The organism is Sphingobacterium sp. lm-10 (assembly GCF_023554555.1).
Classification (GTDB): Bacteria; Bacteroidota; Bacteroidia; order Sphingobacteriales; family Sphingobacteriaceae; genus Sphingobacterium.
Genome location: NZ_JAMJWC010000001.1, coordinates 198,257 through 213,689, shown reverse-complemented (window position 1 = coordinate 213,689; position 15,433 = coordinate 198,257). Strand labels below are relative to the sequence as shown.

Here is a 15,433-nt window from a genome sequence, read left to right as displayed (position 1 = left end):
GTTTAAAATAAGTAATTGTGAAATAAAAAAACTAGCGCCCTCCAAAACCATAGAATACACCTACTTGTACACCAAGCGTATTATTATAGCGTGGAATTTGATTGACCATATAGTCTTTTTGCAAATCTGTGAGGCTGTAGTGATAACGGGCCTCAGCAAAGACCTTATAGCTTGGAGATACACGGTACTCCAAACCTACACCGGACAAAAGCCCGAGTTCCAGACGGCGATCACGCCGACTGTCAAAGGCTACACGCTCATCGTAATTGTACAAATCGATCAGATCAGTATATCGGAACAACTGCTCATCGTCTCCTAAATCACGGCCAGCAGAAAACACATCTGCACTAGCACCACGTATACGACTGCTTACCCAATAGCCTGCATAGCCTCCCAGATTCAAAAAGCCACGTAGATCTTCTCCTCCGAAGGAGAAATGAGCCATCAAAGGAGCCTGTAAAAAGCTATTGGTAAACTCACTTTCAATTCCTTCGAAAAATCCCGTTCGACGAACCGCGTAGTTCTTTTGTATATAGGTAAGATCCAATTGAACACCTAGCCAATCATATACGTGATACTGCATAGGAACGGCGACCTGGAAACCGTTGAGAGGGTAATGCCTCGTAAAGGAACGGTAACCATTATCAGTAGTTAAGGAATTTCGGGTATACCCGGCAGACAAACCAATTTCGTAGCGTTGTTGCTGAGCATATCCTTGCATCGCAGCCAAAGACGACAGGCTTACTAATAGGAGTAAAAGTTTTTTGTGCATAGTTTGAGCAGTAAAATTGTAATCAGTGAATAATATGTAGTTTAGTTATGATAGCGGAAGCGGTGAGCTCCGAGTGTGATTAAAATTCACTTCGTTATCAAAATTAAGTTAAAAAAAGGAAAAATCAAGTATCCGATGGATCTATTTATCAATTAAAAGTTAAAAAACTAACATATTATTGTTCAATATTCCTTTAACGTAATCTACTCACCTAAAAATGAAGCATCAAAAACGCACAAAGCAAACAATCTTAATTTTTAAAGGTTCGACTATTACTACTTAATATGTGTTGCTATAGCACCCTCAATTCCTAGTATGGTATGAAAATATTATTAACCGGTGCCACCGGATATATTGGTAAGCGAATTTTGCCGGCACTATTGCAAGAGGGTCATGAAGTTGTGTGTTTGGTACGGGATGCTGCACGCCTCCTGCATGACACGCACGAATCAGCCAAGCTGTCCGTTGTAGAAGCCGATTTGATGAAGCCAGCTTCGATGGATCAAATCCCTAAAGACATTGATGTGGCTTACTACCTGGTACATTCCATGGGAAGCGGAAGCAACAGTTTTAGTAATACCGAAAGAACGTCTGCCGAAAATTTTGCGGAAGCACTTCAAAAGACCCATGCTAAACAAATCATCTACCTCAGTGGCATCGTCAACAGCGATGTTTTAAGTGCCCATTTGGCCAGCAGAAAAGTAGTAGAAGATATTTTACGTGGAGGCGCTGTTCCAGTTACTGCGCTAAGGGCAGGTATCATTATTGGTTCTGGGAGTGCATCGTTTGAAATTATTCGAGATTTGGTCGAAAAGCTTCCTGTAATGGTCGCACCAAAATGGCTAAAAAGCCAATGCCAACCCATCGCTATTAGAAATGTGATTGAATTTCTGATTGGCGTACTACAGCAGGAAGAATTGTATGACCGACATATCGACATCTACGGCCCGGATCTGCTGACCTATCAGCAAATGCTGGAAGATTTTGCCAGCGTTCGCAATCTGAAACGCAAAATATACATTGTACCTGTGCTCACACCTAGGCTATCATCCTACTGGTTGTATTTGATCACATCCACCTCTTTTAGTTTAGCGCGACATTTAGTAGACAGCATGCGCATTGATGTCGTTCCGGTGGAAAACGAGTGGGCAGAAAAATTGGGCATTAACTTGATTTCTTACCGCGATGCAATCAAACTGGCATTTGGCAAGATAGAGCAAAATCTGGTGCTGTCCACTTGGAAAGAAGCGGGCACAAGACGTGCTATGCAAGGATTATCTACCTACGTGGAAGTGCCGGCGTTCGGCGTGTTGACAGATCGTAAAACCATTGCCCTGAACAATCCAGACGAAACCTTGAAAAGAATATTTGCGATTGGCGGACGTAATGGCTGGTACTATGGAAATTGGCTGTGGCAATTCAGAGGCTTTTTGGATCGCTTATTTGGAGGCGTAGGCCTGCGACGAGGCAGAAGAAATGCGCTCGAAACCGCTCCTGATGAGGTGCTTGATTTCTGGCGGGTACTGCTATCTAGCAGGCAAGAAAAAAGATTATTATTATACGCTGAAATGCGACTTCCCGGTGAAGCTTGGCTAGAGTTTCGCATTAATGAAAAAGAGGAACTGGAGCAAATTGCCACGTTTCGTCCGCACGGTATTGCAGGAAGATTATACTGGTACGCGATGCTCCCTTTTCATCTCTTTCTATTTAGGGGAATGATCAGAAACATCGCAAAATAATAAAATCGCTACACGTTAAATAACATTTATCATTGGCGTATGTTATTGCTTCAAACAGATAATTATGTGGTTTCTATGGGCATTGCTAGCCGCAATATCGGCAGCATTGGTAGTCGTATTGACAAAAGCAGGCTTGAAGAATGTGGATTCAAGTCTAGCATTTGCCATACAATCTATACTGATTCTCACCATTACATGGTCTGTCGTAATGTACCAAGGAAACTTCGCTGCGCTGAAAGAGATTGATAAGCAAGCTTGGATCTATCTGCTTAGTGCTGGCCTACTAACTACGTTGTCTACGCTTTTCTCCTACAAAGCGTTATCGATGGGCCCGGCATCCTATGTGGTCACCATAGAACGCACTTCTTTGGTGATAGCTATTTTATTATCCGTCATTTTCCTGAAAGAGAAGATCACTTGGCAACTTATTGTAGGTGCGGGAGTTATGGTTGCCGGTGCGGTACTCATTGCGTTGTCCGATCGGCCAGAGTAACAAACAACACATAGAGTACCATCAATAAGCACTATGATAAGGTCCAGCTATTCCTCTGCCTGTTGTATAGCTGAAATAACGTGAGATTTTTGTTGGAAGGTAAAACTATCGCCAACACCTTTGCCCAATAATAACTGTCCTATTGGCGACTGTAAAGATACGACGAAAACGATTTGATCCAAACAAGTTACCTTCCCAATTCCAATAGACAAGAAATACAAGCCCGTTTCTGTTTTTACCAAACTACCTAAACGCGCGCGGTTTTCCTTGGTTGGAGGCAGTGAGGGAATCGATTGTAATACTTGCTGATCTTTCTGTGCTTCCTTAAGCTGTCGTTGCAGACGGTCGAGATCTTGCTGTATCATTTCGCGAGAGGTCTCATACTTATCTCCCGCGCTGCTTTTTGTATCACTTATTAAGGAATCCTGCGATAAATCCAAAGAGGTCTCTATTTGCTTTATTTTCTCCATAATCAAAGTCGAGCATTGCGCTAAAAGCGCTGGATAAAAAGTAGGATTCATGAGTACAAAATAAGAAAGGGATAAAGATAAGATATATTGCCCATATGAGTAGGTTATCTGAGTTGATGATCCATATATTCGCGTCTACAAATGGCTTAACGTACTGGGAGTAGTCGAATTATAATCTGTTAGATCTTAAAAATTACTGTTTGGTTATTTTTTGCTTTTCGAATATATTTTCTACCTTTGCACTTCCGTGTATACGGAGACGATTTAATTAACATAACATATTAAACAAATGCAACAGTACGAATCTGTCATTATTCTTACCCCGTTGCTTTCTGAAGATGCTGCGAACGAAGCGATTGCGAAGTTCAAAAATATTCTTGTAGAGGGCGGAGCCGAAATTGTCGCTGAAGACAATTGGGGTTTGAGAAAATTAGCGTATCCAATCCAGAAAAAAACGACTGGATTTTATCACTTAACTGAATTCAAGGCTTCGGGTGAATTAATCAAAAAATTAGAGCTTGAATACAAGCGTGATGAGCGCGTGATGCGTTTCCTTACTATCGCATTGGATAAGCATGCACTTGCTTACAATGAGAAGAAACGTAGCGGAGCATTCAACAAGAAAACAGAAACCAAAACTGAGGAGGTAGCAGGCTAATGGCTAACGAGAACATTCAATACGTAACAGCCCCTAAAGTAGAGGACAACCGTAAAAAATACTGTCGTTTCAAAAAGAACGGTATTAAGTATATCGATTATAAAGATGGTAACTTCCTATTGAAGTTTGTAAACGATCAAGGTAAAATCTTACCTCGCCGTCTTACTGGAACATCACTGAAATTTCAACGTAAAGTAGCTCAAGCCGTTAAACGTGCACGTATTATCGGACTATTGCCTTACGTAACTGATTCACTTAAATAGAGAGGTATACGATAATGGAAGTTATATTAAGACAAGATGTTAAACACCTTGGAGAGAAAGACGATGTCGTAGTAGTAAAGCCAGGTTATGGCCGTAACTACCTAATTCCTCAAGGATTTGCTGCTTTGGCAACATCATCAGCAAAAAAAGTGCTAGCAGAAAACATTAAGCAAGCACAATTTAAGCAAGAAAAAATCCAGAAGGATGCTGCTGAATTGGCTACTAAATTAGAAGCTATTAAATTAACTATCGGAGCTAAAGCTGGCGAAAGCGGCAAAATCTTCGGTAAAGTAAATAGCCTTCAGATTGCTGAAGCGTTGAAAGCACAAGGTTATGAGGTGGATCGCCGCCGCATTACTTTCGAAGAAGAGCCTAAAAACTTAGGTGAATATGTAGCTAACCTTAACTTACACAAAGAAGTAAAGGTACAAGTTCCTTTTGAAGTAGTAGCTGAGTAAGCTCGCATACCGCAATAAAAATTATAAAGGGAATATCATTTGATATTCCCTTTTTTGTTACTTTTATCTTAAACATAAGACTCTCGTTATGAATGTAAAAAGTATCATCTCCGCCATCATTCTCGCCACCGTTATCATCGTTTTATTTTTCAATAGAGAAGAAGCAACTTTTTGGCTATTTGGAACAATTCACACATCCAAGTTGATTATACTCGGTATATTCTTCTTACTTGGTATGATAGCAGGAGGTTTTTTATTCAGGCGTCGCAAAAAGAAAGAATACAGTGTAAGCAATTTCCATAACACGGATTCAGATCTGAACGATACAACCCCTATAGCACCGACATCGAACTTATCCGATGCTGATCGCGATTATCTACGTAGAGATTAATGCGAATTACTTCTTAATGTGCCGATTTTTCTTCTAAAATTCGCACTAAGGATTTTACGCGATTTACGGATGTAAAGGTTTGAGGTTCATCCATTCCTTGTATCGCAAAGTTTTTATGTTTGGCAGTAGATACGTGGACTTCTTTTGCGGAGCTATGTATGCTCGTGGCTCTAGTATAGTCCAAAATTTCTTGTATATTCTTTTCGTCCACGCCTGATCCAGGCATAATTTCGATACGACCAGCTGCTTTTTCAATCAATTGCCGAATCAGATCTCTCCCTTCCCATGCCGTTTGCGCTAGGCCTGAAGTCAAGATGCGTGTACAGCCCAAATCGATAATTGCTTCCAATGCTTCAAACGGATTGCTACACAGATCAAATGCCCGATGAAATACGACTGGCATTGCGCCAGCAGCTGCGATTAGCTCTCGCATTTGAGGGTGATTAACTTTTCCGTTTTCATCTAGCGCTCCAATCACCACGCCATCACAACCCATTTCTTTACAAAATTGAATATCATGGATCATTTCTTCAATTTCCAAATTGGAATAAATGAAATTACCTGATCTTGGACGGATGAGTACGAAGATGCCAATTGCTAGATTTTTGCGTGCTAGCTCAATCTGCGCATGCGTTGGAGTCAATCCGCCACTTTCTAAGTTTTGACAGAATTCAATTCGACAGGCTCCCCCTTCCTGTGCGGCTATTGCCGAAGTGGGCGAACTACTGCAAATTTCTAATACATACTTTCCTATCACTTTTTCTGATTTCATGGTGAGCAAATATAAGGAAAGCTACCAAAGAGGTCATAGATAAAAAAATTGTTAAGTAGTTGGTTTCTTCTCGGAGATTGTTTCGATGATTAGAAAACCGACCAACGGCAAAAAAAATAGTATATACAACATCGTATAATACTTCCAAATTGGAATACTCCCATTTGCCTTTAATCGTCGCACTTTGTCTAAACCTCGTACGATCAAATACGCACACAAAGGAATAACAAACAATAATACAATCTCTTTTACTCCCATAATATCAGCGGTTACTAATAAATTATATTCCTAAATATAAGAACTTTGTTTCCAAAAACATTGCCTCGGATGAATTTTCATAGACTATCACACCAAACCAATTTTATTATTTTTAACAATCTAGCCATCAGCAAATCCACTATATTTACTTCTTAAAATATGGAATTATGGATAATGGATTTAATTGGTCTACACTAGACTTCGTAGTTGCAGGTGCGATCATCCTGCTATTCGTTTTAGGACTCAAGTGGATATTAAAAAGGGTTAACAAAAAATACCGACTCGTCGCATCTGCTGGATTGGTACTTTTTACCGTAATAATCTGGGCAGAATTAGCGGTAGGAATATTTAGCTCTGTTCTTGCTGGAAGCTGATAATTAATTTTTATTTTAGAAGATAGAATAATCGGTCTACCTATACACCATCATTAATCTCCATATCTCCTAAATAATGAAAAACTACATTCTGGTATCTCTTATCTTAGCAAAATTCCTCATTCAATTTTTCTTAATAAGCCCAGAATACGAATTGCATCGCGATGAGTTGCTACATCTTGACCAAGCCAATCATCTGGCTTGGGGATACCTATCTGTGCCCCCCGCAACATCTTGGATTTCTTACCTCATCAAATTGCTGGGCAATTCCATCTTTTGGATCAAATTCTTTCCCGCATTATTTGGAGCACTAACGATTCTTGCCGTCTGGAAAACGATCGAAGCATTAAAAGGAAACCTATTCGCTTTACTATTTGGTTCGTTGTGTGTCACTTTTTCTGTGTTGTTTCGATTAAACACATTGTATCAACCCAATTCCTTAGACGTACTTTGTTGGACATCATTTTACTTTTTCTTGATCAAGTTTCTAAATCAACGACAAGCGAAGTGGATATACCTATGTGCTATCATATTTGCTTTAGGCTTTCTAAACAAGTATAACATGATCTTCTTACTGCTTGGCTTATTGCCTGCACTGATGATCACTAAGGAGCGAAGGATTCTACTCCATAAAAATGTGTATTATGGCGTTGCTATAGTTATTGCATTAATTACGCCGAATCTAATTTGGCAGTTTCAAAATAACTTCCCGGTGTTTCATCACCTCAACGAGCTCTCGGAAACACAACTTGTGCATGTAGATAGATGGAATTTAATTCTTTCACTCCTGCTCTACTTCCCTGGAACTTTCGTAGTTATTCTATTTGGTTTGTATGCACTAGCGCGCGATTCCGCTTTCGAAAAATATCGGACTTTCTTTTGGTCTTTCTTCTCAACAATACTTATCTTTTTATTTTTTCGAGCAAAAGATTATTACGCCATCGGAATCTACCCAATATACTTTGCTTTCGGCTCTGTTTATATAGCTTCATTATGTGAAAGCAGAATTGGCAAAGTATTGAAGCCAATCCTAATTGCCCTACCGATTTTATTCTTTATACCAATCTATAACATCGCATTTCCCAACAAAGATCCGGAGTACATTGTAAATAACCCAGATTTGTACCGAAAATTTGGAATGTTAAAATGGGAAGACGGTAAAGAACATTCGCTTCCTCAGGATTTTGCTGATATGTTGGGATGGAAGGAGCTAGCCTATAAAGTAGATCGTATTTACAGTGGAATTCCAAACAAAGAACAGACGCTCATATTGTGCGATAATTATGGACAAGCTGGAGCAATAAATTACTATTCGAAGCAAGGGGTCAGAGCCGTATCATTCAGTGCGGATTATCTAAATTGGTTTGATTTTCAACCGCAGTATATTAATTTAATTCGTGTAAAAAATGCAAATGAAAGAAATAGGGAAATGGCCGAAACGTCGCCTTATTTTGAACAATCTTTGGATGTCGACTCGGTCACCAATCCTAACGCTAGAGAGCATGGAACAGTTATATTCTGCTTTTTGAGATCAAAAATCGACATCAATGAAAGAGTAAAAAAAGAAGTGGAAGAGGAACAGGCTTTTATGAAAAGGTAATCGGTATAAGAAACCCCTATTTCTTATTTATAAAGCGATCTATTGGTCTACATAAATTTGTTTATATTCGCTCATCGTCACTTTTTATAGCGAATAACAGGTCAAAGATGCGTAGTAATAAGAAATCATATTCTGCCGGAAGGATTATCCTTTTTGTCCTGGTATTATCGGTTGCGATTGGACTAATAATTCAACAGCCTGCCATGATTCTACTCCAAGAACATGGATTTAATCCGGCATTCCATGGTACAATTAGTAGTTGGATGATTTATCTGGTATTGCTTGTAACCGCGATTTATGGATACAAAATACTACAAAGCCAGTTAACAGTACAACGCGAGCAAACCAGCCTCAGTAAGCTGTATGCTTATCACATCAGATCACAACATCATGCCGATATTAGTTTCGTAGCAGAAAGCTTACCCGCACAAGAGGAGTCCCGTTATTTTCTAAAACCATCTTTTAAAATCACGAAGAAGAATGCATGGAATCTTCGGGTAGAATCTGACCTGAACCATAGCCTTTCCCAGCCTTATTCGATTAAAAGAACTCCGGGCGGTTATACCTCTGCTGCCGCTAACTTGGAGGAAGGCAGCATGCTAACGGTGACCGTATCAGAGAATATACTAGATTCACTTTCAGACACTATTCCTTCGAAGCAGGAGCCTTTACAAGAAGCGGAGCTACCGATCATTGCCTCGTATAAGATTAAATTCTGGTATCAAGATGAGTTTGGCTTAAATTACAGCAAAACATTCATACTGTCCTATTCACAGCAAGATCAAAAATTACAATGCATTTCTTCGAATGTAGACTACCTTTAAAAATTTTCAGAATTTTACTTGGTTTAAAGGAGAAAACTGAAGCGAAAGGTTTATTTATTCTTATATTTGCTTTACTATGAGATGGATAACGCTAATACTCCTCACCTACTTAACGGCGCTCTTTGCCGTTCCGTGTAGTGATGCAGCAGCCCTCTCTAACCGTACAGATGTGGCATCACCTGCTCCCTCTCATGATCATGCGGATCATACCACAGACGCCTGCTCTCCATTTTGTATATGTACTTGTTGTGGAATATCGATTGAGAGTCCCCAAAACTACTATTTAGAATTATCAACCCCATTTTTCTCTTACAGAACAGATAAAACTATCATCAAGGATCTTCTGATGATCGATAATTTCTTGTCTTCTATTTGGCAACCGCCAAAATACTAATCTTCCATTCTTCTTACGTGCTATGTCCGCTCAGTTACGGATAAGCTAGGATGTTACCTATCGCATGGCGCCTTAATTGGCGACAGTATGTCGATATATACTCCTTTTCAGCATCTTTTTATCCCCATGGCGTAACCTGACTAGTATTTTCTGATACTTCTGGTTTTCATGTCGTTGGGAATGATCTGGACATAGCCAAACTATTTCATTCATAAAATAAACAGATCGTGTTAGATAGTATTATAAGATTTAGTATTAAGAATAAGATCATCATCGGAATGATGACCCTAGTTCTTATTATTTGGGGAATGTGGAGCGCCACTAAACTCCCCATTGATGCGGTACCAGACATTACTAATAATCAGGTACAGATTTTCACTTCATGTCCGACGCTTGCTGGTCAGGAAGTGGAGCAACTGGTTACTTTTCCCATCGAACAAAGCATCGCCAATGTACCAGATATTGAAGAGATAAGGAGTATATCTCGTTTTGGGCTTTCCGTGATCACTGTCGTTTTTAAAGAAGAAGTCGATATCTATTTTGCCCGACAGCTCATTAACGAGCGGATGAAAGAGGCCTTGGAAAACATCCCTGCCGGAATCGGAACACCAGAGATGGCTCCCGTAAGTACAGGTCTTGGCGAAGTATACCAATACATTATACACCCTAAAAAAGGGAGTGAAAATAAATATTCTGCGAAAGATCTGCGCACGATGCAGGATTGGATCGTAGCCAGACAGTTGTACGGCACGCCAGGCATTGCGGAAGTCAATAGTTTCGGTGGAGAATTAAAGCAGTACGAAGTATCCGTAAATACTGATCGGCTTCGTGCCATGGGTGTCACCATACCCGAGGTTTTTTCCGCTTTGGAAAGCAATAATCAAAACACAGGTGGTGCCTATATTGATAAAAAGCCCAATGCTTATTTTATTCGAGGCATTGGCTTGATCACTACACTGGAAGATATTGAAAATATTCCGGTCAAAACAGATGGTACTGTCCCTATATTGATTAAAGACGTAGCCCAGGTTGGTTTTGGTAGTGCTGTTCGCTATGGCGCCCTCACCTTCAATGGGGAGGTCGATGCGGTAGGTGGTGTAGTGATGATGTTAAAAGGCGAAAACAGCAACAATGTCGTCAACCGTATTAAAGAAAAGCTACCCACCATACAGAACTCCCTACCAGATGATGTAGTGATCGAAGCGTATCTCGATCGGACGGATTTAGTAGGAAGAGCGATGCAAACCGTTCAAAAAAATCTTATAGAAGGAGCCTTAATCGTAATCTTTGTGTTGGTTATTTTTTTGGGCAATCTACGGGCAGGCCTGATCGTTGCCTCTGCTATCCCACTTGCACTACTATTTGCTTTAGGCATGATGAATGTCTTCGACGTGAGCGCGAATCTGATGAGCCTCGGAGCTATAGATTTTGGTTTGATCGTTGACGGTGCCGTTATCGTGGTGGAGGCCACACTTCACCATTTGGGGTTGAGAAAATCAACTCAAAAAATGACACAATCCGAAATGGACGATGAAGTCTTTAATTCGGCAGCCAAAATACGTACACAGGCCGCTTTTGGTGAAATCATCATCCTAATCGTCTACATTCCTATTCTAACATTGGTAGGTGTAGAAGGCAAAATGTTTACCCCAATGGCTCAGACTGTTGGTTTTGCCATCTTTGGAGCACTCCTATTATCACTTACCTATATCCCAATGATGTGCGCGCTATTCCTACCTAAACAATGGACAGGCAAAAAAACCTGGAGCGACCGATTTATGGAGAAGCTACATGCTTTCTACGCCCCATTATTGCAGAAAGCAATACGTATCAAGTACGTGATTGTTATTGCTACCGTCGCCCTTTTCGCCTTCAGCATCTTTCTTTTTAGCCGTATGGGCGCAGAATTCATGCCTCAGCTGCAAGAAGGGGATTTTGCTTTTCATTGTATCCTGCCACAAGGGAGCTCACTCAGTCAGAGTATAGAAACGTCCATGCAGGCCTCAAGAATTATTCGGGAATTTGATGAAGTAGATATGGTGGTTGGAAAGACGGGTGCAGCAGAAGTACCTACCGATCCCATGCCACCAGAGGCAACCGACCTCATGGTGGTACTCAAACCAATTGACGAATGGACATCCGGCAGATCGTATGACGAGCTCGGCGAGGCCATTATGGAAAAACTAGAAGTAATACCAGGTGTATTTTTTGAGAAAAACCAACCGATTCAAATGCGATTCAATGAATTAATGACAGGTATTCGACAGGATGTAGCGGTCAAGATCTTCGGAGAAGACATGGATAGTCTAGCCATTTATGCCGAACGGGTAAACCAGATCGTGCAATCTGTACAAGGCACCACGTCTCCTCAAGTAGAGCAAGTGAGCGGTCTTCCAGAAATCAACATCGAGTACGATCGCACCAGAATGGCCAATTACGGACTCACGGTTCAACTGGTCAATGATATCGTCAGCACAGCATTTGCCGGAAAGAGTGCCGGTGTTGTTTATGAAAATGAAAGGCGATTCGATTTGGTCGTACGCTTAGGTACGGCGTACCGCACCAGTATAGATGATGTCAGCAACCTGATGATTCCGACACCACAAGGTAACCAGATTCCCCTGTATCAAGTAGCGCAGATTACCAACAAATTAGGCCCTGCCCAGATCAGCCGGGAAGAAGGGAAACGCCGGATCGTCATCGGCTTCAACGTCGCTGGGCGTGACGTACAGAGTGTAGTAGAAGATATTCAACAAAAATTATCTACGGAAGTACAACTGCCTACAGGATATTATTTTACCTATGGTGGACAGTTTGAAAATCTACAAAAAGCGAGTGATCGACTCATGATCGCGGTGCCGGTTTCTTTACTATTAATTTTCATGTTGCTTTATTTCACTTTTCATTCCTTCAAGCAGGCCATTTTAATTTTCACCGCAATACCAATGAGCGCCATCGGTGGTATAGTAGCTTTGCTCCTACGCGATATGTCATTCAGTATCAGTGCCAGCATAGGTTTCATTGCTCTTTTCGGCGTAGCGGTACTTAATGGTATTGTATTGATCGGTAAGTTTAATCAATTGGAAAAAGAAGGCATGAACAATATTTTTGAACGCGTGAAGGAAGGTACACGAATCCGTTTACGCCCGGTGTTGATGACTGCTGCTGTGGCCTCTTTAGGTTTCCTTCCTATGGCGATTAGCACCAGCGCTGGAGCCGAAGTACAAAAACCTTTGGCTACCGTAGTAATAGGAGGATTAATAACCGCTACGTTTTTAACCCTGTTTGTACTTCCGCTATTGTACGTCATTTTCTACTCGAACTTTAGATTTGGGCGCAGAAATAAAGCCGTAACAACGCTAGCTGGACTACTCCTATTATTTACCTTGGGCATTAATGCCGCACAGGCACAAGAGAAATTAACAGTTGATGATGCCATTAGTCGTGCGGTATCTGCCAATTTGGATGTACAATCCAGAAGCTTAGCTGTTCGCGCTGCGGAAAGCTTACGCAAAACGACGGGTGAATTACCGAAAACTGCGGTCAATTTCCAATATGGGCAAAATGAAGGATTTGAATATAATGACGGAATCTCAATTAGTCAAAACATCCCGTTTCCATCTCTCTTCGGTGCAAAACGTGATGCGGCAAATGCACGGGTAGACGCATCGATATCGGCAAGAGCCATTTCGATCAATGAACTAAAAAGACAGGTACGTACCTATTACTATCAGATAGCCTATTACGACAACAATGCCATCACCTTGAAATCATTGGATAGCATATATCAAGATTTCATTAAGGTGGCTGAGCTGAGGTATCGTACAGGCGACACGCCTAAAGTTGACATCAGCACTGCTGAAACAAAACGCGGGGAAATAATGGTGATGCTTATGCAGAACAATACCGCACGTAAAAATGCGTATCAGAGCTTACAGAACCTCTTGGGTAATACAGGAGATTTTGAAATTGTAACAGCGGGCAATTACCAACCTTTGAGCATTCTAAATGTCATCGATAGTAACGATGTATCGACCAATCCACAAGTGCAAGCGCTATATCAACAGGCGAAAATAGCCGAAATGGATAAAAAGGTAGAAAGAGCGACTGGACTTCCAGATTTCACACTGGGCTATAGTAATATCTCTTTGATAGGTAACCTCAGCAGAAATGGAATAGAACAATTTTATGACCGTGGGCAGCGTTTTCAATTTGTCGATGTCGGCATATCTATTCCACTTACATTCGGGGCTACTAAGGCGCGCATTAAATCGCTTGATTTTCAAAAGCAAGCTGCAGTAACCGCCGCAGCGTGGCAGCAGCAACAATTGCAGACCGATCACACCAATACCGTCAGACAATACGAACAAAGCCTCTATCAATATCAATACTTTAGGGATCAAGCATTACCCAATTCGGAAGAAATCATAACTGCCGCACAACTGAGTTATAGAACCGGAGATATTACCTACATGGAATACCTATTCTCCTTACAGACTGCGACGGATGTAAAACTTAATTACTTAAAGAGTATCCAGCAAGTAAATGAAGCTGTGATTCAAGTTTATTACCTCATCAATAAATAGTACGATTATGAAACGATATATCACTAAGACGCTGTTTGTGTTTGGGTTTATACTAACCGCTATAAGCCTGAATGCCTGCAGCTCAAACACGACTAATAAAGCAGCAGTAAAAGCAGAAAATGGAGATGATCACGATGATGATCATCATGGAGAGTCATCGATTGTGGCGCTAAGCCAAGCTCAAATGAATGCTGTAGGCATTAAACTAGGCGATTTGGAAACAAAAAACCTGACGGCCAACATCACGGTGAATGGCGTACTCCGTGTGCCAAATCAAAACAAAGCCGATATTACTTCCTTGTATGGCGGTGTGATCAAAAGCTTACGTGTCGAATTGGGACAGCGGGTTAGCAAAGGTCAGGTTGTGGCTACCATTGAAAACCCTCAATTTGTGCAGTTCCAAGAGGAATACATAACCACAGCGAGCCGTATTATGCAAGCGGAACAAGAACTTAGCCGACAACAGGAGCTTAACGAGGGAAATGCAGGGGCAAAACGTAACCTGCAAAACGCTACGGCAGAATTAGCGACATTGCGCACTCGTCGAGCATCCTTGCGCCAGCAAATCCAGATGATGGGAATAAATCCAGATAGGGTGAGCGATGCCAACCTACAAAATTTGTTACAGGTAACGAGTCCAGTGAATGGTGTGATCAGTCAGGTTTATGCTAAAGTGGGTAGTTACGTAGACGTATCGTCTGCCATAGCAGAAGTATTGGATAATAGTCAGCTTCACCTCGATCTGCAGGTTTTTGAGAAAGATTTACCAAAGATCAAGATTGGCCAGGTGATTAACTTCGTTCTTACCAATAATCCTACGACCTCCTATCAAGCAAAAGTATTCAATGTTGGGTCGTCCTTTCAAAATGAAAGTAAAACGATCGCAGTTCATAGTACCATACAAGGTAACAAGACCGGCCTTATTGATGGTATGAATGTGACAGCGGCATTGAGCATCGCCGATGTAGCAACGCTAGCCGTGCCCAACTCCGCGATCGTGGAGTCAGAGGGAAGATCATACTTATTTGTCCAAACTGATGATGAAGAATCAGCAGTACATGTACACACAGACGGCGATAACCATGAGGATAAACAAAAAAGCGAAGAAGAACCACACGTACATGTAGCCGGTGAAGCACATGATCACGAAAAAGAAAACACAAAACAAAAGACGGATACAGTACATTTTGAGCGGATCGAAATAGTCAAAGGAGTCTCCTATCTGGGATATACAGGAATTACGTCCGTGAAAAGCCTTCCGAAAAATGCGAAAATCGTCGTCAGTGGAGGATTTTTTATTAATGCTAAACTAAATGACACAGGCGAAGCAGGACACGCCCACTAATTATGACGTTTTATAGATAAAATAGCCTTTATTTGA

16 protein-coding genes are annotated in these 15,433 nt (G+C 41.1%); 12 read left to right on the top strand and 4 right to left on the bottom strand.

What is annotated here, in order from left to right:
- Positions 1 to 31: 31 nt before the first annotated feature.
- Complete coding sequence (locus M8998_RS00900) at positions 32 to 772, bottom strand: porin family protein (protein ID WP_249990095.1); 741 nt, start codon at positions 770 to 772, stop codon at positions 32 to 34.
- Between the two features lie 320 nt (positions 773 to 1,092).
- On the opposite strand from M8998_RS00900, the gene M8998_RS00895 reads away from it, so the two are divergent.
- Both M8998_RS00895 and M8998_RS00890 read left to right on the top strand, forming a co-directional pair.
- Entirely contained in the window at positions 1,093 to 2,511 is a 1,419-nt protein-coding gene (locus tag M8998_RS00895) for an SDR family oxidoreductase (RefSeq protein ID WP_249990094.1), read from the top strand.
- Between the two features lie 64 nt (positions 2,512 to 2,575).
- Positions 2,576 to 3,004: an EamA family transporter gene (locus M8998_RS00890; RefSeq protein ID WP_249990093.1), complete on the top strand. Its 429-nt coding sequence runs from the start codon at positions 2,576 to 2,578 to the stop codon at positions 3,002 to 3,004.
- A gap of 47 nt (positions 3,005 to 3,051) precedes the next feature.
- Here the strand turns inward: M8998_RS00890 and M8998_RS00885 are convergent, their stop codons facing one another.
- Complete coding sequence (locus M8998_RS00885) at positions 3,052 to 3,474, bottom strand: 3-oxoacyl-ACP synthase (protein ID WP_249990092.1); 423 nt, start codon at positions 3,472 to 3,474, stop codon at positions 3,052 to 3,054.
- Between the two features lie 289 nt (positions 3,475 to 3,763).
- Here M8998_RS00885 and rpsF point away from each other — a divergent pair, with 289 nt between their 5' ends.
- The 4 genes from rpsF (at position 3,764) to M8998_RS00865 (ending at position 5,244) form a co-directional block, all read left to right on the top strand.
- On the top strand, positions 3,764 to 4,132 hold the full coding sequence (gene rpsF / locus M8998_RS00880; RefSeq protein WP_249990091.1) for a 30S ribosomal protein S6: 369 nt from the start codon (positions 3,764 to 3,766) through the stop codon (positions 4,130 to 4,132).
- Positions 4,132 to 4,395: a 30S ribosomal protein S18 gene (rpsR, locus tag M8998_RS00875; protein WP_066750513.1), complete on the top strand. Its 264-nt coding sequence runs from the start codon at positions 4,132 to 4,134 to the stop codon at positions 4,393 to 4,395. Before rpsF ends, rpsR begins: the two co-directional genes overlap by 1 nt.
- Before the next feature lie 14 nt (positions 4,396 to 4,409).
- Entirely contained in the window at positions 4,410 to 4,853 is a 444-nt protein-coding gene (gene rplI, locus M8998_RS00870; RefSeq protein ID WP_249990090.1) for a 50S ribosomal protein L9, read from the top strand.
- 88 nt (positions 4,854 to 4,941) lie between these two features.
- Positions 4,942 to 5,244: an LPXTG cell wall anchor domain-containing protein gene (locus M8998_RS00865; protein ID WP_249990089.1), complete on the top strand. Its 303-nt coding sequence runs from the start codon at positions 4,942 to 4,944 to the stop codon at positions 5,242 to 5,244.
- A gap of 13 nt (positions 5,245 to 5,257) precedes the next feature.
- Here M8998_RS00865 and M8998_RS00860 read toward each other — a convergent pair whose 3' ends face one another.
- Both M8998_RS00860 and M8998_RS00855 read right to left on the bottom strand, forming a co-directional pair.
- A complete protein-coding gene (locus tag M8998_RS00860) occupies positions 5,258 to 6,016 on the bottom strand; it encodes a copper homeostasis protein CutC (protein ID WP_249990088.1) in 759 nt (252 codons plus the stop codon).
- 51 nt (positions 6,017 to 6,067) lie between these two features.
- Positions 6,068 to 6,274: a hypothetical protein gene (locus M8998_RS00855; protein ID WP_249990087.1), complete on the bottom strand. Its 207-nt coding sequence runs from the start codon at positions 6,272 to 6,274 to the stop codon at positions 6,068 to 6,070.
- 167 nt (positions 6,275 to 6,441) lie between these two features.
- On the opposite strand from M8998_RS00855, the gene M8998_RS00850 reads away from it, so the two are divergent.
- The 6 genes from M8998_RS00850 to M8998_RS00830 all read left to right on the top strand — a co-directional run bounded on the left by M8998_RS00850 (position 6,442) and on the right by M8998_RS00830 (position 15,397).
- Positions 6,442 to 6,648, top strand: a complete 207-nt coding sequence (locus M8998_RS00850) for a hypothetical protein (RefSeq protein ID WP_249990086.1) — start codon at positions 6,442 to 6,444, stop codon at positions 6,646 to 6,648.
- Between the two features lie 76 nt (positions 6,649 to 6,724).
- A complete protein-coding gene (locus tag M8998_RS00845) occupies positions 6,725 to 8,248 on the top strand; it encodes a glycosyltransferase family 39 protein (RefSeq protein ID WP_249990085.1) in 1,524 nt (507 codons plus the stop codon).
- A gap of 107 nt (positions 8,249 to 8,355) precedes the next feature.
- Positions 8,356 to 9,072 carry a hypothetical protein gene (locus tag M8998_RS00840; protein ID WP_249990084.1) on the top strand — a complete coding sequence of 239 codons (717 nt, stop codon included), beginning with the start codon at positions 8,356 to 8,358 and terminating at the stop codon, positions 9,070 to 9,072.
- A gap of 76 nt (positions 9,073 to 9,148) precedes the next feature.
- Positions 9,149 to 9,466, top strand: a complete 318-nt coding sequence (locus M8998_RS16315; RefSeq protein WP_502957343.1) for a DUF6660 family protein — start codon at positions 9,149 to 9,151, stop codon at positions 9,464 to 9,466.
- A gap of 278 nt (positions 9,467 to 9,744) precedes the next feature.
- Positions 9,745 to 14,052: a CusA/CzcA family heavy metal efflux RND transporter gene (locus M8998_RS00835; protein ID WP_249990083.1), complete on the top strand. Its 4,308-nt coding sequence runs from the start codon at positions 9,745 to 9,747 to the stop codon at positions 14,050 to 14,052.
- Between the two features lie 7 nt (positions 14,053 to 14,059).
- The gene (locus M8998_RS00830) at positions 14,060 to 15,397 is read left to right on the top strand and encodes an efflux RND transporter periplasmic adaptor subunit (protein WP_249990082.1); all 1,338 of its coding nucleotides are present in this window, start codon (positions 14,060 to 14,062) and stop codon (positions 15,395 to 15,397) included.
- Positions 15,398 to 15,433 lie beyond the last annotated feature (36 nt).

Coding starts and splice junctions, on each gene's coding strand:
- M8998_RS00895 (WP_249990094.1), top strand. CDS start 1,093: ATGAAAATATTATTAACCGGTGCCACCGGATATATTGGTAAGCGAATT.
- M8998_RS16315 (WP_502957343.1), top strand. CDS start 9,149: ATGAGATGGATAACGCTAATACTCCTCACCTACTTAACGGCGCTCTTT.
- M8998_RS00850 (WP_249990086.1), top strand. CDS start 6,442: ATGGATAATGGATTTAATTGGTCTACACTAGACTTCGTAGTTGCAGGT.
- M8998_RS00835 (WP_249990083.1), top strand. CDS start 9,745: ATGATGACCCTAGTTCTTATTATTTGGGGAATGTGGAGCGCCACTAAA.
- M8998_RS00900 (WP_249990095.1), bottom strand. CDS start 772: ATGCACAAAAAACTTTTACTCCTATTAGTAAGCCTGTCGTCTTTGGCT.
- M8998_RS00885 (WP_249990092.1), bottom strand. CDS start 3,474: ATGGAGAAAATAAAGCAAATAGAGACCTCTTTGGATTTATCGCAGGAT.
- rpsR (WP_066750513.1), top strand. CDS start 4,132: ATGGCTAACGAGAACATTCAATACGTAACAGCCCCTAAAGTAGAGGAC.
- M8998_RS00840 (WP_249990084.1), top strand. CDS start 8,356: ATGCGTAGTAATAAGAAATCATATTCTGCCGGAAGGATTATCCTTTTT.
- rplI (WP_249990090.1), top strand. CDS start 4,410: ATGGAAGTTATATTAAGACAAGATGTTAAACACCTTGGAGAGAAAGAC.
- M8998_RS00890 (WP_249990093.1), top strand. CDS start 2,576: ATGTGGTTTCTATGGGCATTGCTAGCCGCAATATCGGCAGCATTGGTA.
- M8998_RS00860 (WP_249990088.1), bottom strand. CDS start 6,016: ATGAAATCAGAAAAAGTGATAGGAAAGTATGTATTAGAAATTTGCAGT.
- rpsF (WP_249990091.1), top strand. CDS start 3,764: ATGCAACAGTACGAATCTGTCATTATTCTTACCCCGTTGCTTTCTGAA.
- M8998_RS00830 (WP_249990082.1), top strand. CDS start 14,060: ATGAAACGATATATCACTAAGACGCTGTTTGTGTTTGGGTTTATACTA.
- M8998_RS00855 (WP_249990087.1), bottom strand. CDS start 6,274: ATGGGAGTAAAAGAGATTGTATTATTGTTTGTTATTCCTTTGTGTGCG.
- M8998_RS00865 (WP_249990089.1), top strand. CDS start 4,942: ATGAATGTAAAAAGTATCATCTCCGCCATCATTCTCGCCACCGTTATC.
- M8998_RS00845 (WP_249990085.1), top strand. CDS start 6,725: ATGAAAAACTACATTCTGGTATCTCTTATCTTAGCAAAATTCCTCATT.